General features: G+C 71.7%; 22 protein-coding genes. 17 read left to right on the top strand and 5 right to left on the bottom strand.

Going from position 1 to position 22,516, the window contains the following annotated elements; genetic code table 11:
- Positions 1–28: 28 nt before the first annotated feature.
- The gene (locus ACIHCM_RS20635; RefSeq protein WP_399897826.1) at positions 29–574 is read right to left on the bottom strand and encodes an alpha/beta hydrolase; all 546 of its coding nucleotides are present in this window, start codon (positions 572–574) and stop codon (positions 29–31) included.
- The gene (locus ACIHCM_RS20630) at positions 571–906 is read right to left on the bottom strand and encodes a winged helix-turn-helix transcriptional regulator (RefSeq protein ID WP_399897824.1); all 336 of its coding nucleotides are present in this window, start codon (positions 904–906) and stop codon (positions 571–573) included. The genes ACIHCM_RS20635 and ACIHCM_RS20630 overlap by 4 nt, the downstream gene beginning before the upstream one ends.
- Here ACIHCM_RS20630 and ACIHCM_RS20625 point away from each other — a divergent pair.
- The gene (locus ACIHCM_RS20625; RefSeq protein ID WP_399897875.1) at positions 894–1,205 is read left to right on the top strand and encodes a tautomerase family protein; all 312 of its coding nucleotides are present in this window, start codon (positions 894–896) and stop codon (positions 1,203–1,205) included. The two genes, ACIHCM_RS20630 and ACIHCM_RS20625, sit on opposite strands and share 13 nt — an antisense overlap.
- A 236-nt stretch (positions 1,206–1,441) precedes the next feature.
- On the opposite strand, the gene ACIHCM_RS20620 is transcribed toward ACIHCM_RS20625, so the two are convergent.
- Positions 1,442–3,244, bottom strand: a complete 1,803-nt coding sequence (locus tag ACIHCM_RS20620; protein WP_399897873.1) for a glycoside hydrolase family 15 protein — start codon at positions 3,242–3,244, stop codon at positions 1,442–1,444.
- A 506-nt stretch (positions 3,245–3,750) separates the two neighbouring features.
- Here ACIHCM_RS20620 and ACIHCM_RS20615 point away from each other — a divergent pair.
- From ACIHCM_RS20615 to der, 16 genes are all read left to right on the top strand, one after another.
- Positions 3,751–5,400: a CTP synthase gene (locus tag ACIHCM_RS20615; protein ID WP_399897821.1), complete on the top strand. Its 1,650-nt coding sequence runs from the start codon at positions 3,751–3,753 to the stop codon at positions 5,398–5,400.
- Positions 5,401–5,494: 94 nt separating this feature from the next.
- The gene (locus ACIHCM_RS20610) at positions 5,495–6,121 is read left to right on the top strand and encodes an NUDIX domain-containing protein (RefSeq protein ID WP_399897819.1); all 627 of its coding nucleotides are present in this window, start codon (positions 5,495–5,497) and stop codon (positions 6,119–6,121) included.
- A gap of 172 nt (positions 6,122–6,293) precedes the next feature.
- Positions 6,294–8,363 (top strand): tetratricopeptide repeat protein, encoded by a 2,070-nt coding sequence (locus ACIHCM_RS20605; protein WP_399897817.1) that lies wholly within the window; start codon positions 6,294–6,296, stop codon positions 8,361–8,363.
- 131 nt (positions 8,364–8,494) lie between these two features.
- A complete protein-coding gene (ald, locus tag ACIHCM_RS20600) occupies positions 8,495–9,619 on the top strand; it encodes an alanine dehydrogenase (RefSeq protein ID WP_399897815.1) in 1,125 nt (374 codons plus the stop codon).
- Between the two features lie 360 nt (positions 9,620–9,979).
- A complete protein-coding gene (locus ACIHCM_RS20595) occupies positions 9,980–11,158 on the top strand; it encodes a ParA family protein (RefSeq protein WP_399897813.1) in 1,179 nt (392 codons plus the stop codon).
- On the top strand, positions 11,143–11,712 hold the full coding sequence (locus ACIHCM_RS20590) for a hypothetical protein (RefSeq protein ID WP_399897811.1): 570 nt from the start codon (positions 11,143–11,145) through the stop codon (positions 11,710–11,712). Before ACIHCM_RS20595 ends, ACIHCM_RS20590 begins: the two co-directional genes overlap by 16 nt.
- A gap of 18 nt (positions 11,713–11,730) precedes the next feature.
- Complete coding sequence (locus ACIHCM_RS20585) at positions 11,731–12,999, top strand: segregation/condensation protein A (RefSeq protein ID WP_399897809.1); 1,269 nt, start codon at positions 11,731–11,733, stop codon at positions 12,997–12,999.
- The gene (gene scpB, locus ACIHCM_RS20580) at positions 12,996–13,652 is read left to right on the top strand and encodes an SMC-Scp complex subunit ScpB (RefSeq protein ID WP_399897807.1); all 657 of its coding nucleotides are present in this window, start codon (positions 12,996–12,998) and stop codon (positions 13,650–13,652) included. Before ACIHCM_RS20585 ends, scpB begins: the two co-directional genes overlap by 4 nt.
- Positions 13,652–14,719 (top strand): pseudouridine synthase, encoded by a 1,068-nt coding sequence (locus ACIHCM_RS20575; protein WP_393114376.1) that lies wholly within the window; start codon positions 13,652–13,654, stop codon positions 14,717–14,719. The genes scpB and ACIHCM_RS20575 overlap by 1 nt, the downstream gene beginning before the upstream one ends.
- Positions 14,720–14,797: 78 nt before the next feature.
- Entirely contained in the window at positions 14,798–15,517 is a 720-nt protein-coding gene (locus ACIHCM_RS20570; protein WP_399897805.1) for an NUDIX hydrolase, read from the top strand.
- A complete protein-coding gene (locus tag ACIHCM_RS20565; protein WP_399897803.1) occupies positions 15,514–16,536 on the top strand; it encodes an ADP-ribosylglycohydrolase family protein in 1,023 nt (340 codons plus the stop codon). Before ACIHCM_RS20570 ends, ACIHCM_RS20565 begins: the two co-directional genes overlap by 4 nt.
- Before the next feature lie 108 nt (positions 16,537–16,644).
- Positions 16,645–17,007, top strand: coding sequence for a chorismate mutase (gene aroH, locus ACIHCM_RS20560; RefSeq protein ID WP_399897801.1), 363 nt, complete (start codon positions 16,645–16,647; stop codon positions 17,005–17,007).
- Positions 17,004–18,089 (top strand): prephenate dehydrogenase, encoded by a 1,086-nt coding sequence (locus ACIHCM_RS20555; protein ID WP_399897799.1) that lies wholly within the window; start codon positions 17,004–17,006, stop codon positions 18,087–18,089. The genes aroH and ACIHCM_RS20555 overlap by 4 nt, the downstream gene beginning before the upstream one ends.
- Positions 18,090–18,202: 113 nt before the next feature.
- Positions 18,203–18,883, top strand: coding sequence for a (d)CMP kinase (gene cmk, locus ACIHCM_RS20550; RefSeq protein WP_399897796.1), 681 nt, complete (start codon positions 18,203–18,205; stop codon positions 18,881–18,883).
- Positions 18,841–19,551: a lysophospholipid acyltransferase family protein gene (locus ACIHCM_RS20545; protein WP_399897793.1), complete on the top strand. Its 711-nt coding sequence runs from the start codon at positions 18,841–18,843 to the stop codon at positions 19,549–19,551. Before cmk ends, ACIHCM_RS20545 begins: the two co-directional genes overlap by 43 nt.
- Before the next feature lie 123 nt (positions 19,552–19,674).
- The gene (gene der / locus ACIHCM_RS20540) at positions 19,675–21,159 is read left to right on the top strand and encodes a ribosome biogenesis GTPase Der (protein ID WP_399897790.1); all 1,485 of its coding nucleotides are present in this window, start codon (positions 19,675–19,677) and stop codon (positions 21,157–21,159) included.
- 37 nt (positions 21,160–21,196) lie between these two features.
- Here der and ACIHCM_RS20535 read toward each other — a convergent pair whose 3' ends face one another.
- The gene (locus tag ACIHCM_RS20535) at positions 21,197–21,574 is read right to left on the bottom strand and encodes a hypothetical protein (protein ID WP_399897787.1); all 378 of its coding nucleotides are present in this window, start codon (positions 21,572–21,574) and stop codon (positions 21,197–21,199) included.
- Between the two features lie 132 nt (positions 21,575–21,706).
- Positions 21,707–22,489: a hypothetical protein gene (locus tag ACIHCM_RS20530; protein WP_399897784.1), complete on the bottom strand. Its 783-nt coding sequence runs from the start codon at positions 22,487–22,489 to the stop codon at positions 21,707–21,709.
- Between the last annotated feature and the right edge of the window lie 27 nt (positions 22,490–22,516).

Here is a 22,516-nt window from a genome sequence, read left to right as displayed (position 1 = left end):
GGCGGGTCCGTCTGTCAGGGTCCGCCTGTCAGGCGAGGTGTTCGCGGAACCAGGCCAGAGCGGCGGCGCTCGACTGGCCGAAATGGGCGGTGTACGGGTCGAAGTGGCCGCCCGGGAGCAGCTGGAGCCGCTTCGGTTCGAGCGCACGTTCGTACGCGGCGAGTGCCGGGTCGGTCACGGTGACCGTGTCCTCGAGACGGTGTGGGGCAGACGCGGGTGATCCACGTGCCGGGGTTGTACATCCGGGCGGCGCGTGTCGAACGGACCGTGACGGTGGATCGTCGCTGACCACGGCCACGGTGCGCGGGGCCTCGCCGCGGAACCGTGCGCGCTCGTCCTCGTCGAAGGACTTCTCGATGCCGGCCCGGGCGTCGGGATCGACGCGGCGCAGTCCCTGTTCGTGACCGCTGATGGTCGGCACCTGGGACACGACGGCCCGCAGTCGGCGATCGGTGGCACCCAGAACCATTGCGTGGCCCCCGGCGTAGCTGGTGCCCCACAGGCCGATCCGGCCGGCGTCGACCTCCGGCCGGCTCTCCAGGCAGGAGACGGCCCGCCGCCAGTCACCTGTCATGAGGCACCTTCCTGGGCGGAGACCCGTACGGCGCCCGGCCCCGGGGTCGGTTCCACTTCGCCGCCGGCGACCTTGTGCCCGCACGAACAGTGCAACGCGACCTGGACGTGGCCGCCGCATCCGGCGTGCCGCAGCACCACCGGCGCGCCCGAACCGTCGCCGAGGTGGGTGTCGCCGTACTGAAGGAGCGCGGCGAGGACCCACTGCAGGTCCTGTGCGCGGGGGGTCAGGTGGTACTCCTGGCGGCCGCGCTGCCCGGCCTCCTGGTAGGTCCGGCGCTCCAGAAGGCCGACGTCGACGAGTTGCCGGAGCCTGACCCATCTGGGTTTCATTCAGAGACTTAGGTGGTCCGTCGTGCGCCGCGCTCCGGACGGACTGGGATTTCCGATGCCTGTTTTCCACGCCCACGTGCCGGCTGGCCGTTTCTCGCCCGAGCGGAACGCTGCTCCTCGGAGCGCACCGGCCCCTGGAGGACAAGCGGGCCGTGACCGCCGCCATCAGCGAACTGGTCGTCGAGGCGCTCGGTGTCCCGCCCGACGACATCTTCGTCGCGCTGATTCCGGTGCCGAACGAGAACTTCTCCTTCGGCAGGGGAGACCTCCAGCTCGCCCAACAGTCCCCTCGCTGGTGACCCCCGAAGACCCCGCACCTCCGTCGCCGTGCACACAGCGGGGCCGCACTGCACTGACACCGGCGCCCCGGGCACGGCCGGTGAGACGCCAGGACACGTCGTAGGTGACCGGCGCGCCGGCCGTCGGGCTTTCCGACGGGGGCCTTCGGCGTGCGTGTACGCGGCCCCGGCTCGCCGAGGTGGTCACGGGCCGGGCCGGGGCAGAGCGCGCGGTGGGGTGCCGGGGGAGCGGCACCTCAGCCGCCGTAGGCCCCCGAAGCCGTCAGCCGCAGCGCGGTGTCGATCAGCGGGACGTGGCTGAAGGCCTGCGGGAAGTTGCCCACCTGGCGCTGCAGGCGGGGGTCCCACTCCTCGGCGAGCAGACCGAGGTCGTTGCGCAGCGACAGGAGCCTCTCGAACAGCTTGCGGGCCTCGTCGACGCGGCCGATCATCGCCAGGTCGTCCGCCATCCAGAACGAGCACGCGAGGAAGGCGCCCTCGTCGCCGGTGAGACCGTCGACGCCCGCGTCCTCGCCGGAGGTGGGGTAGCGCAGGATGAAGCCGTCCGGCGTGGACAGCTCGCGCTGGATGGCCTCGATGGTGCCGATGACCCGCTTGTCGTCCGGCGGCAGGAAGCCCATCTGCGGGATGAGCAGCAGCGAGGCGTCCAGCTCCTGCGAGCCGTAGGACTGCGTGAAGGTGTTGCGCTCCTTGTCGTAGCCCTTCTCGCACACGTCCCGGTGGATGTCGTCGCGCAGCTCGCGCCAGCGCTCCAGCGGGCCGTCCGCGTCGCCGGACTCCAGCAGCTTGATCGTGCGGTCGACGGCGACCCAGGCCATGACCTTGGAGTGCACGAAGTGGCGGCGCGGGCCGCGCACCTCCCAGATGCCCTCGTCCGGCTCGTGCCAGTGGTCCTCCAGGTAGCGGATCAGCTTCAGCTGGAGCAGCGAGGCGTAGTCGCTGCGGGCCAGGCCGGTCATGTGGGCCAGGTGCAGGGCCTCGGTGACCTCGCCGTACACGTCGAGCTGGAGCTGGTGGGCGGCACCGTTGCCGACCCGGACCGGGGCAGAGCTCTCGTAGCCGGGCAGCCAGTCGAGCTCCGCCTCGCCCAGCTCACGCTCACCGGCGATGCCGTACATGATCTGGAGGTTCTCCGGGTCGCCGGCCACCGCGCGCAGCAGCCACTCGCGCCAGGCGCGGGCCTCCTCGCGGTAGCCGGTGCGCAGCAGCGAGGAGAGCGTGATCGCGGCGTCGCGGAGCCAGGTGTAGCGGTAGTCCCAGTTGCGTACGCCGCCGATCTCCTCGGGAAGCGAGGTCGTGGGCGCGGCGACGATGCCACCCGTGGGCGCGTACGTCAGGGCCTTCAGCGTGATCAGCGAGCGGACCACCGCCTCGCGGTAGGGACCGTGGTACGTACAGTGCTCGACCCACTCGCGCCAGAAGTCCTCCGTCGCCTCCAGCGACTGCTCGGGCTCCGGCAGCGGCGGCGGCTCACGGTGCGAGGCCTGCCACGAGATGGTGAACGCGATCCGGTCGCCGGGCGCGACCGTGAAGTCCGCGTACGTGGTCAGCGCCTTGCCGTAGGTCTCGGCGGAGGTGTCGAACCACACGGAGTCGGGGCCCGCGACGGCGACCGTGCGGCCTTCGTGCTTGTGCACCCAGGGGACGATCCGGCCGTACGAGAACCGCATCCGCAGCGCCGAGCGCATCGGCACCCGCCCCGAGACGCCCTCCACGATCCGGATCAGCTGCGGGGCCCCGTCACGCGGCGGCATGAAGTCGGTCACACGGACCGTTCCACGGGGGGTGTCCCACTCGGATTCCAGGATCAGCGAGTCACCGCGGTAGGTGCGCCGGGCGGCGGCCGGGGGCTCGGCGTCGGCGGCGTGCGCGGGGCCGATCCGCCAGAAGCCGTGTTCCTCGGTGCCCAGCAGACCGGCGAAGATGGCATGCGAGTCGAAGCGGGGCAGGCACAGCCAGTCGACTGTGCCGTCCCGGCAGACCAGGGCGGCGGTCTGCATGTCTCCGATGAGTGCGTAGTCTTCGATGCGCCCGGCCACGTGCAACTCCAGTCGAACGGCCACGTAGCCCCATGAGGGGGCTTTCGCTATGTGCGGTCAAGGGGTCGTTGTAATACGTCGTTGAGCTGTGCAGTAAAACTGCCGCTCCGCCCGGAGGCAAAACGACCGTCGTCGCTCAACGATCTGACGAGCTCTTGTTGTTCCGGTGCTTACGGGCGGGGGTGGTGCCGTGTTTCGCCGGCGGGCTCGGCAGCGAGTGTCCGAGCAGGATACGACGCACGTAGATGATCTGCGTGCCGCTCCGGGCAACCCACATGCGCCGAACGAGTGACCGCCGGGTGAGAAACAGGTGAGCAGTACGCGTACGTGGCGGGCCGTGCGCGGAGCGTGGCCGGGCGCCATCGGGTCGTGGCGCTGATACCCTGGTAGCCCGTGGACCGGTGGGCTCGAAACCCCCGAACCGCAGCGACGGCACCCCCGGCAAAGCCCGGCACGGCAGCCGCACCGCATCCCCAGACCGAGACCACGGGAGCCTCCTCTTGGCCATGACGCCCAAATCTTCGACGACCAAGCACATCTTCGTCACCGGGGGTGTCGCCTCCTCTCTCGGCAAGGGCCTGACCGCGTCCAGCCTGGGAATGCTGCTCAAGGCCCGGGGTCTGCGCGTCGTGATGCAGAAGCTCGACCCGTACATCAACGTCGACCCGGGCACGATGAACCCCTTCCAGCACGGTGAGGTGTTCGTCACCAACGACGGCGCCGAGACCGACCTGGACATCGGCCACTACGAGCGCTTCCTTGACCGCGATCTGGACGGCTCCGCCAACGTCACCACCGGCCAGGTCTACTCGACGGTGATCGCCAAGGAGCGGCGCGGGGAGTACCTGGGCGACACCGTGCAGGTCATCCCGCACATCACCAACGAGATCAAGCACCGCATCCGCCGCATGGCCACCGACGACGTGGACGTCGTCATCACCGAGGTCGGCGGCACGGTCGGCGACATCGAGTCGCTGCCGTTCCTCGAGACCGTCCGCCAGGTCCGGCACGAGGTCGGCCGCGACAACGTCTTCGTGGTGCACATCTCGCTGCTGCCGTACATCGGCCCCTCGGGCGAGCTGAAGACCAAGCCCACCCAGCACTCGGTCGCCGCCCTGCGCAACATCGGTATCCAGCCGGACGCCATCGTGCTGCGCTGCGACCGTGAGGTGCCGACCGCCATCAAGCGCAAGATCTCGCTGATGTGCGACGTCGACGAGGCCGCCGTCGTGGCCTGCCCCGACGCGCCGTCGATCTACGACATCCCCAAGGTGGTGCACTCCGAGGGCCTGGACGCCTACGCCGTCCGCCGCCTGGACCTGCCGTTCCGCGACGTCGACTGGACGACCTGGGACGACCTGCTCGACCGCGTCCACAACCCGGACCACGAGATCACCCTCGCGCTGGTCGGCAAGTACATCGACCTGCCCGACGCCTACCTCTCGGTCACCGAGGCGCTGCGCGCGGGCGGCTTCGCCAACAAGACCCGCGTGAAGATCAAGTGGGTCACCTCCGACGACTGCCGCACCTCCTCCGGCGCCGAGGCGCAGCTGTCCGACGTGGACGCCATCTGCATCCCCGGCGGCTTCGGCGACCGCGGTGTCTCCGGCAAGGTCGGCGCCATCCAGTACGCCCGGGAGAACCGGATCCCGCTGCTCGGTCTCTGCCTCGGCCTGCAGTGCATCGTGGTCGAGGCGGCGCGCAACCTGGCCGGCATCGCCGACGCCAACTCCACCGAGTTCGACCCGGCCACCGCCCACCCGGTCATCTCCACCATGGCCGAGCAGCTCGACATCGTCGCGGGCGAGGGCGACATGGGCGGAACGATGCGCCTGGGCATGTACCCGGCGAAGCTGGCCGAGGGCTCCATCGTGCGTGAGGTGTACGACGGCAAGGAGTACGTCGAGGAGCGGCACCGCCACCGCTACGAGGTGAACAACGCCTACCGCTCGGAGCTGGAGAAGAAGGCCGGGATCCTCTTCTCGGGCACCTCCCCGGACGGCAAGCTCGTCGAGTACGTGGAGTACCCGCGCGACGTGCACCCGTACCTCGTCGCCACGCAGGCGCACCCGGAGCTGCGCTCCCGGCCGACGCGTCCGCACCCGCTGTTCGCCGGGCTGGTCAAGGCCGCGGTCGAGCGGAAGAACGCGAAGTAACGCACCAGTTGTACCGTTGCCGGGGTGCGAGCCCGCCAAGGTGCGCACCCCGGCTTGTTGTCGCACGCCGGTGGTACGTCGGGAAGGACAGGGCATGACGATCAAGGACAGCCACGAGGAGTGGGAGATCCGGGCCACGGAGACCCCCTTCGTGGGCAACAAGACCTCGGTCCGCACGGACGACGTGGTCATGTCCGACGGCACGGTCGTCCGCCGTGACTACCAGGTCCACCCCGGGTCCGTGGCGGTCCTCGCCCTCGACGACGCCGGCCGGGTCCTGGTGCTGCGCCAGTACCGGCACCCGGTGCGCCAGAAGCTGTGGGAGATCCCGGCAGGCCTGCTCGACGTGCCCGGTGAGAACCCGCTGCACGCGGCCCAGCGCGAGCTGTACGAGGAGGCGCACGTCAAGGCCGAGGACTGGCGGGTGCTGACCGACGTCTACACGACGCCCGGAGGCTGCGACGAGGCGGTGCGCATCTTCCTCGCCCGCGAGCTGTCCGAGGCGGAGGGCGAGCGCTTCGCGGCGGAGCACGAGGAGATCGACCTGGAACTGGCGCGGGTCCCGGTCGAGGAGCTGGTACGGGGCGTCCTGGCCGGCGAGCTGCACAACAACTGCCTGGTCGTGGGCGTTCTTTCGCTGGTCGCCGCCCAGCAGGGCGACGGGCTCGACGCGCTGCGCCCGGCGGAGGCGCCGTGGCCGGCACGTCCCTTCCAGGCCTGATCCGCCACCTGCCGCACCGGGCGTCGTCCGGTGTGACGATCGCCTGATCCGATCGGGGGACGTCTCCGCCGTGCTCCGCCGAGTTCGTCGCAGAGCGTGAACTAGGCTCGGGAACGCCCGAACCGGAGTCCCGGCGGGCTTTTGCGCGTGCGGTTGGACGGGAGTGTGGCCCGTGACGGATCAGGCGGTGGAGCCAGACGGCGTGCAGGTGTCGGGCGCGTCCGCGCAGAGCCAGTTCCTGGGCCGCACACGGGAGTTGAAGGAACTGCGCGCCGACATCGAGCGTGCCGGACTCGACACCCTCTCCGGCCGCAAGGCGCCACGCGCGCGCGTGCTGCTGATCGCGGGCCGTCCCGGCTCCGGCCGCACCGCCCTCGCCGAGGAACTGGTACGGCAGGTCGCCGGCCGGTACCCCGACGGGGTGCTGCGCGCCCGGCTCAGCGAACCCGACGGCACCCCCGTGCCGACGGCCCGCACCGCGGGGGACCTGCTCACCGCCCTGGACCGGCCGGCCCCGCCCGGAGCCGCCGACGACGACCTCGCGGCGGCGCTCCGCGAGGCACTGGCCGGCCGCCGGGCCCTGCTCCTGCTGGACGACGCGGCCGACGCCGAGCAGGTCGACGCCCTGCTGCCGGACACCCCCGACTGCCTGGTCGTCGCGGTCGCCCGGGGCCCGCTGACCGGCATCACCGACGTCCGCCCCTGCACCCTCGGCGGCCTCGACACCAAGTCCGCCGTCGAACTGCTGTCCCGGCTCACCGGCTCCGTCCGGATCACCGTCGACCCGCGGGCGGCGGAGGGACTCGTCGAGGCGTGCCAGGCCCAGCCCGCCGCGCTGATGCTGGCCGGCGGCTGGCTCGCCGCCCGCCCCCAGGCGGCCGTCGCCGACCTCACCAAGCAGCTGCACGCCGAGGGCGACGACGGGACGCCCCTCAGCCGGGTCTTCCGGCTGGTCCACTCCTCGCTGCCGGGCAGCGCCGCCCGTATCCTGCGCCTGCTGTCGCTCGCCCCCGCCGGCCGTATCGACCAGCACACCGCGTCCGCGCTCGCCGGCTGCTCGGTCAACGGCGCCCGGCACACCCTGGACGACTTCGCCGCCCTCGGCCTGCTGCGCAGGACCAGCGCCGACTCGCTGCTGCCGGAGTACGAGGTGCCCGGGTGCCTGCACCCGCTGCTCCAGGCCGTCACCGAGACCGAGGACCGCCCCGCCGAGCTCCAGCTGGCCCGCGCCCGGATGCTGGAGCGGACGGTACGGCTGCTGCAGTCCTGCCGGGCCATCACCGAGACCGACAGCCCCCAGGCCCGCGAGAAGCTGGCCGGCACCCCGCGCGCCCTGCGCTTCCCCAGTCCCCGGGCGGCCGCGGACTGGCTGCGCCTGCGCCGCCCGGCACTGCTGGCCTCCGCCCGGCTCGCGGTCGCCGACGGGGAGCTGGACACCCTGGCCCGGCGGCTGATGTCCCAGCTCGTGCGCGCGATGGTCGCCCACTTCGGGACGCAGGCCGCCGCCTGCGACCTGTACGGCATCCACCGGCTGGTGCTCGACGTGGCCGAGCGCCGGGACCTGCCACGGGAGCAGGCGGCGGCGCTGCTGAACCTGGGCGATCTGGACGCCAGGACCGGCCGGACGGCCGACGCCCTGGTCCGTTACCGGGCCGCGCTGGACGCCGGACGCCGGGCGAACGACCCGTACGCGACCGGTCGCGCGATGGAATCCGTAGGGGGCGCGCACCAGGAGCTGGGTGATCACGACCGGGCGGCCGACTGGTTCGGCCGGGCACTGGCCGAGCGCCTGGCCCGCGGGGAGAGCGAGGAGGCCGCCCGGTTGTACGGCCGGATCGCGACGGCGCACACCTACGCGGGGCGCTACGGGGAGGCGCAGCGCAACTGGAGGGCCGCCATCGCCGGGTACCGCAGGCTGGGCGATGTGGCCGCCCACGCCCGCGCGTTGAGCGAGCTGGCGCGCGTCCAGGAGTACGCGGGGCGGCCCGAGGAGTCGCTGCGTACCTGCCAGGAGGCGGTCGAATGGGCGCGCCGCGCGGCGGACGCCCGTCTGCAGGCCGCCCTGCATCTGCGGCTGGCCGACACCCTGGAGCGTCTGGGTGATCCCACGGCCGCCCTGCTGCACCGCAGCGCCGCCGAGCGCATGCTGGGGGATGAGATCCAGGAGGCCGAAACGCCAGATCCAGCCACGGAATATGCAGCTAGTGCCTGCGAAATCCGTAGTACATCCGCAGAAGATTGATGCAATGGAAGGCTAGACAGCGGGAACACCTTCATTAGACTGGCTCTGCCGCACGTTCTCCTGCGGTGTCTCCCGGTGTGCCCCCTACATCCGGGTCAGTCGTGTAATACACCCCCTCTGAGCCAAGGACCGTGATCGACGTGAAGGTCGGCATCCCCCGCGAGGTCAAGAACAACGAGTTCCGGGTGGCCATCACCCCCGCCGGCGTGCACGAGCTGGTGCGTAACGGCCACCAGGTGGTCATCGAGCGCAACGCCGGCCTCGGCTCCTCGATCACGGACGCCGAGTACGTGGCCGCGGGCGCGCAGATCCTGGAGACGGCCGACGAGGTGTGGGCCTCGGCCGACCTGCTGCTGAAGGTCAAGGAGCCCATCGCCGAGGAGTACCACCGCCTGCGCAAGGACCAGACGCTCTTCACCTACCTGCACCTGGCCGCGTCCAAGGAGTGCACGGACGCCCTGCTGGAGTCCGGCACCACCGCCATTGCCTACGAGACCGTCGAGCTGCCGAGCCGCGCGCTGCCGCTGCTCGCCCCGATGTCCGAGGTCGCGGGCCGTCTCGCCCCGCAGGTCGGCGCCTACCACCTGATGCGCGCGGCCGGCGGCCGCGGTGTGCTGCCGGGCGGCGTTCCCGGCGTGACCCCCGCCAAGGCCGTCGTGATCGGCGGCGGTGTCTCCGGCTGGAACGCCACCCAGATCGCCGTCGGCATGGGCTTCGAGGTGACGCTGCTGGACCGCGACATCAACAAGCTGCGCGAGGCCGACCGGATCTTCGGCACCAAGGTCAAGGCCATCATGTCCAACTCCTTCGAGCTGGAGAAGGCCGTCCTCGACGCCGACCTCGTCATCGGCGCTGTGCTCATCCCCGGCGCCAAGGCGCCGAAGCTCGTCACCAACGAGCTCGTCTCCCGCATGAAGCCGGGAAGTGTCCTTGTCGACATCGCGATCGACCAGGGCGGCTGCTTCGAGGACTCCCGTCCGACCACGCACGCCGAGCCGACCTTCCCGGTCCACCAGTCGGTCTTCTACTGCGTCGCCAACATGCCCGGCGCTGTCCCGAACACCTCCACCAACGCCCTCACCAACGCCACGCTCCCGTACATCGTGGAGCTGGCCAACCGTGGCTGGGTGGAGGCGCTGCGCCGTGACCCCGCGCTCGCCAAGGGCCTCAACACGCATGACGGCAAGGTCGTTTACCGCGAGGTGGCCGAGGCGCACGGGCTGGACCACGTGGAGCTGGAGGCGCTCCTCGGCTGACCGCCGGGTCCCAAGTCATCAAAAGCGAAAAGGCGATACGTCAACACAGGTCGTCAACCGCGAACATCCGGCCGGACCTTGCCCGACAAGGTCCGGCCGGATGTGTGTATGGTCACTTTGCGACTCTCGGTCAACTCGCCTCGAACGTAACCCTTGAACCGATTCGCACACCGGTGAAACCTGCCGTGCGACGGCCGTACGCCCTTGACAGAGGGATGTTTCATTGCCGACACATCCTGCCGGGTCCGGCGGATTGTGTTGCTGCGGACGCCCGACACGCCATAGAGTCGCCAACCGTCGGCATGGTGCCACGCTGACCTGTCTAGAAGTTCCCTGGTCACCAAGGAGGTAAGACGACTTGTGAATGAGTCGACATTTTCTCCCGGGGGTGGTCAACCAGGAAGCCCTGCGCGGGGCCAGGCTCCCGCGGGGTTCGAGGCTGTCGGCTCCGTCGCGGTGCGCACCTTCGCAGCCCACCAGGGTCACCACAAGTCAGGGGTGACTCAGCCAGCACACCAGAGCATGGATGGCCATCACGTGAACGCCATGGCCGGCGACGGAAGTGGCGCGCCCCACAACCACTTCGCCGACTACGAGGAACTGCCCGAGGGGCACTTCTACGACCCGGACGCCGAGTACGAGCCCGATCCGGAGTACGCGGCCACGCTCGCGCCCGACGCGGCCCGTCAGCGCCGCGAGCGCGTCGGCCCGACCGGACGCCCGCTGCCGTACTTCCCGATCCCGGGGCCGCTGACGGACCACGGACCCGCGAAGATCATCGCGATGTGCAACCAGAAGGGCGGCGTCGGCAAGACGACGTCCACCATCAATCTGGGTGCGGCGCTCGCGGAGTACGGACGCCGGGTGCTGCTCGTGGACTTCGACCCGCAGGGCGCGTTGTCGGTCGGTCTCGGTGTCAATCCGATGGAGCTCGACCTCACCGTCTACAACCTGCTCATGGAGCGGGGCCTGGCGGCCGACGAGGTCCTGCTGAAGACGGCGGTCCCCAACATGGACCTGCTGCCCAGCAACATCGACCTGTCGGCGGCCGAGGTCCAGCTGGTCTCCGAAGTGGCCCGTGAGTCCTCGCTGCAGCGCGCGCTGAAGCCGCTGCTGCCGGACTACGACTACATCGTGATCGACTGTCAGCCCTCGCTCGGCTTGCTCACCGTGAACGCCCTGACGGCGGCTCACAAGGTGATCGTGCCGCTGGAGTGCGAGTTCTTCGCCCTGCGTGGTGTGGCGCTGCTGACCGAGACCATCGAGAAGGTCCAGGAGCGGCTCAACCCGGAGCTGGAGCTCGACGGGATCCTCGCCACGATGTACGACTCGCGCACGGTGCACAGCCGTGAGGTGCTCGCGCGGGTCGTCGAGGCCTTCGACGACCACGTCTATCACACGGTCATCGGGCGCACGGTCCGCTTCCCGGAGACCACCGTCGCCGGTGAGCCGATCACCACGTACGCCTCCAACTCCGTGGGTGCCGCCGCCTATCGCCAGCTCGCCAGGGAGGTGCTCGCCCGGTGTCACGCCGAGTGAGTCTGCCGGGGGCCGACGAACTGTTCCGTACGACAGGGGGAATGGCGCTCCAGTCATCCACTCCCCGGCGGGGCGCCAACGGCGAGGCCCGGGTGCCACCTCCGGCGGGGGAGGCCGACGCGACGGCCGTCACGGAGGACGCGCCGCAGGCGGTGCCCGCGCAGGGCGGTGACGGGGACGGCGCCGAGCATGTCGCGGCCGACGCGGAGCCGACCGACGCCGAGTCGCGCAGCCGGGGCGCGGAGCGCCCCTCGCGGCGGCAGGGGCAGGCTGCGGCGCAGGAAGGTTCTGCCGCGGCGGCGCCCCGCAACAAGCGCGGGCGGGCCGCCGCGCGGCGGCCCAGCGGGCGTGAGCGGCACGACGAGAAGATCACGGTGTACGTGTCCGCCGAGGAGCTGATGGACCTGGAGCACGCCCGCCTCGTCCTGCGGGGCGAACACGGGCTGGCCGTGGACCGGGGGCGCATCGTGCGCGAGGCCGTCGCCGTGGTGCTGGCCGACCTGGAGACCCGCGGGGACGCCAGCATCCTCGTACGACGGCTTCGTGGGCGGTAGCGGTAGCCTGCGGGGGCTATGACCTCGCAAGGCTCCCCAGTCCCGTCCTCCGGCCCGGCCGCCCGCAGGCGTGCGCTGGGGAGGGGCCCAGGGGCTGCGCCCGAGCCGGACCGCGAGGCCGCCGGGGCCGCGAAGGCCGGCGAGGCCGTCGACGTCGTCGAGACCGCCGCCCCGGAACCCGAGCCGGACCACCCGGCTCCCGCCGGGCCCGCCGAGCCCGCCCCGTCTGTCGCGTCCGCCGAGCCTGCCGGGCTCACCGGTCCCGCTACGAACCTCGCAACTGCCGCGTCCGTCGAGCCTGCCGGGTCCCCCGAGGCTGCGGCGTCTGCTGTCGAGCTTGCAGGGCCGGTCGAGGCCGGTGCGTCCGTCGTGGCCCTCGAAGCTGCCGAGGTCGATGCGTCCGTCGTGCCCCCTGAAGCCGCCGAGGCCGGTGAAGCTGACGGTAGCGGGGAAGGGGAGTCCGGTGGTTTCAAGGTGCGGCTCGCCAACTTCGAGGGCCCCTTCGACCTGCTGCTCCAGCTGATCTCCAAGCACAAGCTCGACGTCACCGAGGTCGCCCTGTCCAGGGTGACCGACGAGTTCATGGCGCACATCCGGGCCATGGGGCCGGAGTGGGACCTGGACGAGACGACCGAGTTCCTGGTCGTAGCCGCCACCCTGCTCGACCTGAAGGCGGCACGGCTGCTGCCCTCGGCCGAGGTGGAGGACGAGGCCGACCTGGCGCTGCTGGAGGCCCGCGACCTGCTCTTCGCGCGCTTGCTCCAGTACCGCGCCTACAAGCACGTCGCCGACATCTTCAGCAACCGCCTCGAGGAGGAGGCCCACCGCCACCCCCGTACCGTCGGCCTGGAACCGCAGCACGCCGAGCTGCTCCCCGAGGTCGTCATCAGCATCGGCCCGGAGGGGTTCGCGAAGCTCGCGGTCAAGGCGATGCAGCCGAAGCCCAAGCCGCAGGTGTACGTCGACCACATCCACGCCCCGCTGGTGAGTGTGCAGGAGCAGGCCGGCATCGTCGTCGCGCGCTTGCGGGAACTCGGCGAGGTCAGCTTCCGCGCGCTCGTCGAGGACACCGACGACACCCTCACCGTGGTGGCGCGGTTCCTGGCGTTGCTGGAGCTGTACCGCGAGAAGGCGGTGGCGCTGGAGCAGGAGACCGCCCTCGGTGAGCTGCTGGTGCGCTGGACCGGCGGCGAGCAGGACGCCGGGCCGATGGTGACCGACGAGTTCGACCGGCCGCCGGAGCCCGTGCGGGCCGGGGAGCCCAAGGAGCAGGAGGAGAAGGCGTGAGCGAGGACACCACCGAGCTGCCGGCCGGGCTGCGTGCCGTCGCCGGCCTGGAGCTCAGGCCCGCCCTGGAGGCCGTCCTCATGGTCGTGGACGAGCCCGCGACGGTGGAGCACCTCGCGAAGATACTGGAGCGGCCCAAGCGGCAGATCGCCAAGGCGCTGCGGGAGCTGGCCGACGAGTACACGGCACAGGGGCGCGGCTTCGAGCTGCGGCTCGTCGCCGGGGGCTGGCGCTTCTACACCCGCCCCGAGTACGCCCCGGCCGTCGAGCGGCTCGCCCTGGAGGGCCAGACGGCCCGGCTCACGCAGGCGGCGCTGGAGACGCTCGCGGTGGTGGCGTACCGCCAGCCGGTCAGCCGCAGCCGGGTCTCGGCAGTGCGTGGAGTGAACTGTGACGGCGTCATGCGCACCCTGCTCCAGCGCGGTCTGGTCCAGGAGGAGGGCACGGAACCCGAAACAGGTGCGATCCTGTACACGACGACGAACTACTTCCTGGAGCGAATGGGCCTGCGCGGCCTGGACGAGCTCCCGGAGCTCGCGCCCTTCCTCCCGGAGGCGGAGGCGATCGAGGCCGAGACGCAGGAAGGCGTGCCGTCGTTCGATCCGGACGCTCCGGATTCCGAGGACGCAGACGACAAGACGACGGAATTTTGATGCGAAGCAGCGGCAGTGGCAAGAGTGGCGGGACCGGCGGACGCGGCAACTACCGCGGTGCCGGTGACAACCGGGACCAGCAGGGGCAGGGCCGCCCCCGCAAGCCCCGCCCCGAGGAGCGCCGCTACGACGTGGGCCCCGGGGCGACCAAGGACGGCCCGAAGGCGGGGCGCGGCGGCGCGGCCCGCGGCGGCGCCAAGGGCGGCCCCCGCAAGCCCCAGCAGGGCGGACGTACCGAGCCCGCCCGTTCCCGTGAGTTCGAGACGCGGGCCGAGGAGCGCAACCGGGAGCGGTACGCGGGCCGGAAGGACGTCAAGCTGCCCAAGACCTTCCCGGGTGCCGAGCAGGAGGGCGAGCGGCTCCAGAAGGTTCTCGCGCGCGCGGGCTACGGCTCCCGGCGCGCCTGCGAGGAGCTGATCGAGCAGGCCCGGGTCGAGGTCAACGGCGAGATCGTGCTGGAGCAGGGCAAGCGCGTCGACCCGGAGAAGGACGAGGTCAAGGTCGACGGCCTGACGGTCGCGACCCAGTCGTACCAGTTCTTCTCGCTGAACAAGCCCGCCGGTGTCGTCTCCACGATGGAGGACCCCGAGGGGCGCCAGTGCCTCGGCGACTACGTCACCAACCGCGAGACGCGGCTCTTCCACGTGGGGCGGCTCGACACCGAGACCGAGGGCGTCATCCTGCTCACCAACCACGGCGAGCTGGCCCACCGGCTGACCCACCCCAAGTACGGCGTCAAGAAGACCTACCTCGCGCACATCGTCGGCCCGATCCCGCGTGACCTGGGCAAGCGGCTGAAGGACGGCATCCAGCTGGAGGACGGGTACGCGCGCGCGGACCACTTCCGGGTCGTCGAGCAGACCGGCAAGAACTACCTCGTCGAGGTCACCCTGCACGAGGGCCGCAAGCACATCGTGCGCCGCATGCTCGCCGAGGCCGGATTCCCGGTCGACAAGCTGGTGCGCGTCGCCTTCGGCCCGATCACGCTCGGCGACCAGAAGTCGGGCTGGCTGCGGCGGCTGTCCAACACCGAGGTCGGAATGCTGATGAAGGAAGTGGACCTCTAGGCGGCAGGACGGCCGGCCTCTTGCGAGTGACGACCACCCCCTTTATAGTCAGTGCGACTATTAAGGGGGTGGTGCCGCATGCAGGGCTACGACAAGTACGCGTACGAACCCTTCGCGGTCACCGTCGACCTGGCCGTCCTCACCATCCGCGCCGGCGCGCTGCACGTCCTGCTCGTCGAGCGCGGACAGGAGCCGTACGCCGGCCGCTGGGCCCTGCCCGGTGGCTTCGTGCTGCCGGACGAGTCCGCGGAGGTGGCGGCCCGGCGTGAACTCGCCGAGGAGACCGGCCTGTCCGACGTCTCCGGGCTGCACCTGGAGCAGCTGCGCACCTACAGCGAGCCGGACCGCGATCCCCGGATGCGGGTCGTCTCGGTGGCCTTCACCGCGCTGCTGCCCGACCCGCCCGAACCGTACGGCGGCGGCGACGCCACGCAGGCCCGCTGGGTGCCGTACGACACGGCCCGGCCGCTGGCGTTCGACCACGACCGGATCCTGGCCGACGCGCACGAGAGGGTCGGGGCCAGATTCGAGTACACCGGTCTCGCCACCGCCTTCTGCCCGCCCGAGTTCACCCTCGGCGAGCTCCAGCAGGTCTACGAGACCGTGTGGGGCACCCCGCTCGACCGGCCCAACTTCCGGCGCAAGGTGCTCGCCACCCCCGGCTTCGTCACACCGGTCCCCGGCGCCGCGCGCCTGACCGGAGGCCGCGGCAAACCCGCCGCCCTCTACCGCGCGGGCGACGCCGCCGCCCTGCACCCGCCCCTCCTCCGCCCGTCCCGGGAAGGACGCCCCGCATGACCTCCACCACCGTCCGCAAGCGCGCCGCCACCGGCTCCCTGATCGGCCTCGCCCTCGGGGACGCGCTCGGCTTCCCGACCGAGTTCAGCAACGTGCCGTCGATACTCGCCAAGTTCGGGCCCTGGCGGGAGATGGAACTGCCGGCGCCCGCCATCGTCACGGACGACACGCAGATGACGCTGGCGCTGGGGCGCGGGCTGCGCACCGCGATGGACCGGGGGGTGCTCGGACCCGGCGAACTGGCCGGGCCCGTGCGGCAGGAGTTCATCGACTGGAACCGCTCCCCGGAGAACAACCGGGCGCCCGGCAACACCTGCATCCGGGCCTGTGTCCTGCTGGAGCAGCCTGAGCGGCCCTGGCAGGACGCCAGCCAGATCCACTCCAAGGGATGCGGCGCCAACATGCGCGTCGCGCCGATCGGCCTCGTCCCCGGGCTGAGCGACGAACAGCGCGCGGGCGCCGCCCAGTTGCAGGCCGCTCTCACGCACGGGCACCCCACGGCACTGGCCGCCTCCGACCTCACCGCGCACGCCGTACGGCTGCTCGCGCAGGGCGCGGAGCCGACCGGACTGGTCGGGCTGCTGCGGTCGTACGCCTACGAGAACCGCGACCGCTACCACGAGCAGTGGCTCGGTGATCTGTGGACGCGGGCCGAGGACGCCACGCCGGAGCAGTTCATCGCGCGCGGCTGGGACGAGTGCCTGGGGGTGCTCGACCGGCTGCGGGACGCCGTACGGACCTTCTCCCCGGAGAACGACCCCTGCCTCGCCACGGGGGAGGGCTGGATCGCCGAGGAGGCGCTTGCCACCGGGCTGCTGTGTTTCCTGCAGTTCGTGGACGAGCCCCTGACCGCCCTGCGCCGGGCCGCGTGCACCTCCGGCGACTCCGACTCCATCGCGTGCCTGGCCGGGGCCTTCGCGGGCGCGTACCTCGGCGCCGAGGCCTGGCCCGCCGAGTGGGCGGACCGGATCGAGTACCGGAGTGAACTCGTGACGCTCGGCGCCCTCTGGGATCTCTGAGACGCCGGCCCGCCCGTCTCAGCGGGCGAGCGCCCCGCACCCGTCCGCACCCGGCTGACTAGGCTTGACGGACGTAGAGCCGATGTCGCACACCAGCAAGGAGCAGCCGTGGCGGTACGAGCGGTCCGGGGCGCCGTCCAACTCGAGCGGGACGAAGCCGGCCACATGGACGAGCAGGTCGGGGCCCTGCTCACCGCCGTCCTGGAGCGGAACGGGCTGACCACCGACGACCTGATCAGCATCTGGTTCACGGCCACGCCCGATCTGCACAGCGACTTCCCGGCCGCGGCCGCCCGGAAGCTGGGCATCCTGGACGTGCCGCTGATCTGCGCCCAGGAACTGGACATCGAGGGCGCCATGCCCCGCGTCGTCCGGGTGCTCGCGCACATCGAGTCCGACCGGCCGCGGGCCGAGATCAACCACGTCTACCTGGGCGCCGCCGCCGCACTGCGCAAGGACATCGCCCAGTGAGAACCGCACTCGTCATCGGCACCGGACTCATCGGGACCTCCGCCGCCCTGGCCCTCGCCCAGCGCGGCGTCGCCGTCCACCTCGCCGACCACGACCCCGAGCAGGCCCGCACGGCGACCGCGCTCGGAGCCGGTACGGACGAGGCGCCCGACGGGCCCGTCGACCTGGCGATCGTCGCCGCCCCGCCCGCGCACGTCGCCGCGGTCCTCGCCGACGCCATGCGGCGCGGCCTGGCGCGCGGCTACCTCGATGTGGCAAGCGTCAAGGGCGGCCCGCGCCGCGAGCTGGAGGCGCTCGGGCTCGACCTGACCCGGTACCTGGGCACGCACCCCATGTCGGGCCGGGAGAAGTCCGGCCCGCTGGCGGCGACCGGCGACCTCTTCGAGGGCCGCCCCTGGGTGCTCACCCCCACGAGGGACACCGACACCGAGGTGCTGAACCTCGCCCTGGAGCTGGTCTCGCACTGCCGTGCCGTGCCGGTCGTCATGGACGCCGACGCCCACGACCGGGCCGTGGCGCTGGTCTCCCACATGCCCCACCTGGTCTCCAGCATGGTCGCCGCCCGCCTGGAGCACGCCGAGGAGGCGGCCGTACGGCTGTGCGGGCAAGGCATCCGGGACGTGACCCGGATCGCCGCCTCCGACCCGCGGATGTGGATCGACATCCTCTCCGCCAACCCCGGGCCGGTCGCCGACCTGCTCGGCGACCTCTCCGCCGACCTCGACGAGACCGTCCGGGCGCTGCGCGCCCTGCAGTCCTCCGACGAGGCCAAGCGCCGTGAGGGGACCGGCGGCATCGAGGACGTGCTGCGGCGGGGCAACGCCGGGCAGGTCCGGGTGCCCGGCAAGCACGGCTCCGCGCCGCGCGTGTACGAGGTCGTCGCGGTGCTCATCGACGACCAGCCGGGCCAGCTGGCCCGAATCTTCGCGGACGCCGGGCAGGCCGGGGTCAACATCGAGGACGTGCGGATCGAGCACGCGACGGGACAGCAGGCCGGTCTCGTGCAGCTGATGGTCGAACCGAAGGCGGTGCCCGTGCTGTCGGCGGCGCTGCGGGAGCGGGGCTGGGCGATCCGTCAGTAGGACGCGTGCCCGCCGCCGGGCGGGTGGGCCGGACGAGTGACCCGCACCCAGTAACCTTGTGCGGGGCACCGCCCCGCCCCAGATCGCCACCCCGGCCCAGGAAGGTCCCCACAGTGGAAAGCGTCCCGGCAGTGATTGTCGCCATCGACGGCCCCTCCGGCACGGGCAAGTCCAGCACGTCGAAGGCGGTGGCCGCGCAGCTCGGCCTGAGCTACCTGGACACCGGTGCCCAGTACCGGGCGATCACCTGGTGGATGGTGACCAACGGGATCGATGTCGCCGACCCGTCGGAGATCGCCGCCGTGGCGGGCAAGCCGGACATCGTCTCCGGCACCGACCCGGCCAACCCGACGATCACGGTCGACGGCGTGGACGTCGCCGGGCCGATCCGCACCCAGGAGGTCACCTCCAAGGTCAGCGCGGTCAGCGCCGTACCCGAGGTGCGCGCCCGGATCACCGAGCTGCAGCGCTCCATCGCCACCGACGCCGAGCAGGGCATCGTCGTCGAAGGCCGTGACATCGGCACGACGGTGCTGCCGGACGCCGACCTGAAGATCTTCCTCACCGCCTCCCCGGAGGCCCGCGCCGCCCGGCGCAGCGGCGAGCTGAAGGACGCGGACGTCCACGCCACCCGCGAGGCCCTGATCAAGCGGGACGCCGCCGACTCCAGCCGGAAGGCCTCGCCGCTCGCGAAGGCGGGCGACGCGGTCGAGGTGGACACCACCGACCTCACGCTGCCGCAGGTCATCGAGTGCGTCGTCACCCTCGTCGAGGAGAAGCGGGCGGCGAAGTGACCCAGGCACCGTCCCTGCGGGGCGCGGAGGTCGGCCGGCGCATCGGCCTCCCGCTGATGCACGCGCTGTGGCGGCCCCGGGTGCTCGGCGCCTGGAAGGTTCCGGCGAGCGGCCCGGCGATCCTCGCCGTCAACCACTCCCACAACGTCGACGGCCCGATGGTGATGGGCGTCGCACCCCGGCCGGTGCACTTCCTGATCAAGAAGGAGGTGTTCGTCGGCCCGCTCGACCCCTTCCTGACCGGCATCGGCCAGGTCAAGGTGGACCGGCAGAGCACCGACCGCACGGCGGTCACCCGGGCGCTGGACGTGCTGTCGGCCGGCGGCGTGCTGGGGATATTCCCGGAGGGCACCCGGGGCGAGGGCGACTTCGCCTCGCTGCGCGCCGGGCTCGCCTACTTCGCCGTCCGCAGCGGCGCCCCGGTCGTCCCGGTCGCCGTACTGGGGAGTTCCGAGCGGCGCGGACGGCTGGTCAAGGCGCTGCCCCCGCTGCGGCAGCGGATCGACATCGTCTTCGGCGAACCGTTCGAGGCGGGCGACGGCAGCGGACGGCGTACCCGCACGGCGCTGGACGAGGCGACCGAGCGCATCCAGAAGCACCTCACCGAGCACCTGGCGCAGGCCAGACGGCTCACCGGCAGGCTGTCCGGCCCCGGCGGCCGGGCCTGAGGCCCGCGGCCGGACCGGAAAACGCCAGGCGCCCGGACGGGCGCTGGGCGACACTGAGTAGTGGATCACCCCGAACCGGGGCAATCCACCGATCACCACGATGAACGACGAGGTACGGACTTCATGAACGACCAGACCCAGCCCGACGGCTCGGACGCGTTCGAGCACGATCACGGGGCGCTCGGCGACGTCGAGTACGCGGAGTTCATGGAGCTCGCCGCCGAAGAGGGCTTCGACCTGGAGGAGGTCGAGGGCGCGATCGAGGAGGCCGGTCACGGACCGCTGCCCGTCCTCGCCGTCGTCGGCCGCCCGAATGTGGGCAAGTCGACTCTGGTGAACCGCATCATCGGCCGCCGCGAGGCCGTCGTCGAGGACAAGCCGGGCGTCACCCGCGACCGGGTCACCTACGAGGCCGAGTGGGCGGGCCGCCGCTTCAAGGTCGTCGACACCGGAGGCTGGGAGCAGGACGTCTTCGGTATCGACGCCTCCGTGGCCGCGCAGGCCGAGTTCGCCATCGAGGCGGCCGACGCGGTCGTCTTCGTGGTCGACGCCAAGGTGGGCGCCACCGACACCGACGAGGCGGTCGTACGCCTGCTGCGCAAGGCCGGCAAGCCCGTCGTGCTGTGCGCCAACAAGGTGGACGGCCCGAGCGGCGAGGCCGACGCCTCCTACCTGTGGTCCCTGGGCCTCGGCGAGCCGCACCCCGTGTCGGCACTGCACGGCCGGGGCACCGGCGACATGCTGGACGCGGTCCTGGAGGCGCTGCCCGAGGCACCGCGCGAGGGCTTCGGCGGGGCCGGCGTCGGCGGACCGCGCCGCGTCGCCCTGATCGGCCGCCCGAACGTCGGCAAGTCCTCGCTGCTGAACAAGGTGGCGGGCGAGGAGCGCGTCGTCGTCAACGAACTCGCCGGCACCACCCGCGATCCGGTCGATGAGCTGATCGAACTCGGCGGCAAGACCTGGAAGTTCGTCGACACGGCGGGCATCCGCAAGCGCGTCCACCTCCAGCAGGGCGCCGACTACTACGCCTCGCTGCGCACCGCGGCCGCCGTCGAGAAGGCCGAGGTGGCCGTCGTCCTCATCGACGGTGCCGACTCCATCTCGGTGCAGGACCAGCGGATCGTCACCATGGCCGTGGAGGCGGGCCGCGCGCTCGTCCTCGCGTACAACAAGTGGGACACCCTCGACGAGGAGCGCCGCTACTACCTGGAGCGGGAGATCGAGACCGAGATGGGCCAGGTCTCCTGGGCGCCTCGCGTCAATGTCTCGGCGCGCACCGGGCGGCACATGGAGAAGCTGGTCCCGGCGATCGAGACGGCGCTCGCGGGCTGGGAGACGCGCGTCCCGACGGGCCGGCTGAACGCGTTCCTGGGCGAGCTGGTCTCCGCCCATCCGCACCCGGTCCGGGGCGGCAAGCAGCCACGCATCCTGTTCGGCACCCAGGCGGGCACGAAGCCGCCGCGGTTCGTGCTCTTCGCCTCCGGCTTCATCGAGGCGGGCTACCGGCGCTTCATCGAGCGCCGGCTGCGTGAGGAGTTCGGCTTCGAGGGGACGCCGATCCACATCTCGGTGCGGGTGCGCGAGAAGCGCGGCGCCAAGAAGAAGTAGCGACAGCAAAGAGGGCGGCCCCGGTGGGGCCGCCCTCTCAGATTCCCCGGCGTGGGCCGGGTGGCAGTGCGGGGATGTGGTGCATCCCGGTGGAGTGCTGCTGCCCGATGGTCCCGACCCGCTGCCAGGTCGGCTGCTGCCCGCCACCGTGCCGGGTGCTCTGGGCGCCCGCGCTGTAGGCGCTGTACGAGCCGGTGTGCGAACCCGAGCCGTGCCCCAGGTTGCCGAACGCCGTGAAGCCCAGGTTCTCCTCGCCGCGCCGGTCGCCCGGCAGCGCACGGAAGGACTTGACGTACTCGGCGTAGAGCGCGTCGTAGATCGGCGTGGCCGATGGCCCGCCGGAATGATCCTGACCGGACCGAGCGGACGGAATCGGCTGCAAGGACTGGCGGCGGGGAACGTCGTATGCGTGCACGTATGTCCAAACGACCCCGAGCGGGAAGGGATGCGGTCGCGGGAGCGCCTCAAGGGGTGCGAGGCACGGCGCGGCCGGCCAGGGACGACCCGTACCCGCCGGCGCTCCTGCCCACCCGGACGAGGGCGTGCGTCACGTCCCCGCGAGCGGCAGCACGCTCGCGACCAGCTTGCCGCCCGCCGCGGCCTTGTCCAGGGCGTCCCGCAGCAGGTCCTCCCGGGGCTGCCGGCCGATGGACCCGACCGGTGCGGCGAACATGAGCACCTGCTGGTGCTTGTTCGCGGCGGCCCGCCAGCCGTCCGTCACTTGCAACGGCTGGTGCGCCTGCCACCAGGCGACCGGCTGCCCGCCGTTCATCCCCGGCTGGAGCACCGCGTGCAGCTGGCCCATGGCGAGCAGCACGGACCAGCCGTGCAGCACCGGCGGGACGGAGTTCAGCTCGGTCACCGGCATGAAGCCCTGCTCGATCAGCAGCGGCAGGAAGTCGTCCCCGGCGCCGGTGGAACCGGGACGCACGATCGGGCCGGTGGGCTCGACGACCAGGGCCGGGTGCAACTCCCCGGCGATCAGGACGAGTCCGCTGGTCACACCGAGCACGGCCTGCTCGGGCGCCACCTTCGCGGGCTCCAGGTCGACGGAGTTGCCGCTGATGGACCTGACGGCGCCCTGGAGCTGTTCCTCGGTGACCTGGACGACCTGCGAGGGCAGACAGCCGGCGTGCGCGAAGGCGAGCACGGCGGTCTCGTCGCCGATGAACAGGACGGTGCTGGTCCGCTCGCGCTCGGAGTCGCCCGGGGTGCGGCAGGACGTGCAGTCATAACTGCCCGGGGCGTTGTCTCCGGCGAGCAGCCGGTCGGCTTCTTCGTCGCCGATCTCGGCGCGTACCTCGTCGCTGACGTCGAGCATGCGCGGCACGGGTGGCTCCCTCGGGATGCGATGCGT

This window comes from Streptomyces sp. NPDC052023 (assembly GCF_044548465.1).
Lineage (GTDB): Bacteria > Actinomycetota > Actinomycetes > Streptomycetales > Streptomycetaceae > Streptomyces.
This window is presented reverse-complemented; position numbering and strand designations above follow the sequence as displayed.

Excerpts from the sequence above, each read along its gene's own strand:
- ACIHCM_RS20615 (WP_399897821.1), top strand. The coding sequence starts at position 3,751 with ATGACGCCCAAATCTTCGACGACCAAGCACATCTTCGTCACCGGGGGT.
- ACIHCM_RS20575 (WP_393114376.1), top strand. The coding sequence starts at position 13,652 with ATGCGAAGCAGCGGCAGTGGCAAGAGTGGCGGGACCGGCGGACGCGGC.
- ACIHCM_RS20565 (WP_399897803.1), top strand. The coding sequence starts at position 15,514 with ATGACCTCCACCACCGTCCGCAAGCGCGCCGCCACCGGCTCCCTGATC.
- ACIHCM_RS20635 (WP_399897826.1), bottom strand. The coding sequence starts at position 574 with ATGACAGGTGACTGGCGGCGGGCCGTCTCCTGCCTGGAGAGCCGGCCG.
- ACIHCM_RS20630 (WP_399897824.1), bottom strand. The coding sequence starts at position 906 with ATGAAACCCAGATGGGTCAGGCTCCGGCAACTCGTCGACGTCGGCCTT.
- ACIHCM_RS20585 (WP_399897809.1), top strand. The coding sequence starts at position 11,731 with ATGACCTCGCAAGGCTCCCCAGTCCCGTCCTCCGGCCCGGCCGCCCGC.
- ACIHCM_RS20610 (WP_399897819.1), top strand. The coding sequence starts at position 5,495 with ATGACGATCAAGGACAGCCACGAGGAGTGGGAGATCCGGGCCACGGAG.
- der (WP_399897790.1), top strand. The coding sequence starts at position 19,675 with ATGAACGACCAGACCCAGCCCGACGGCTCGGACGCGTTCGAGCACGAT.
- ACIHCM_RS20570 (WP_399897805.1), top strand. The coding sequence starts at position 14,798 with ATGCAGGGCTACGACAAGTACGCGTACGAACCCTTCGCGGTCACCGTC.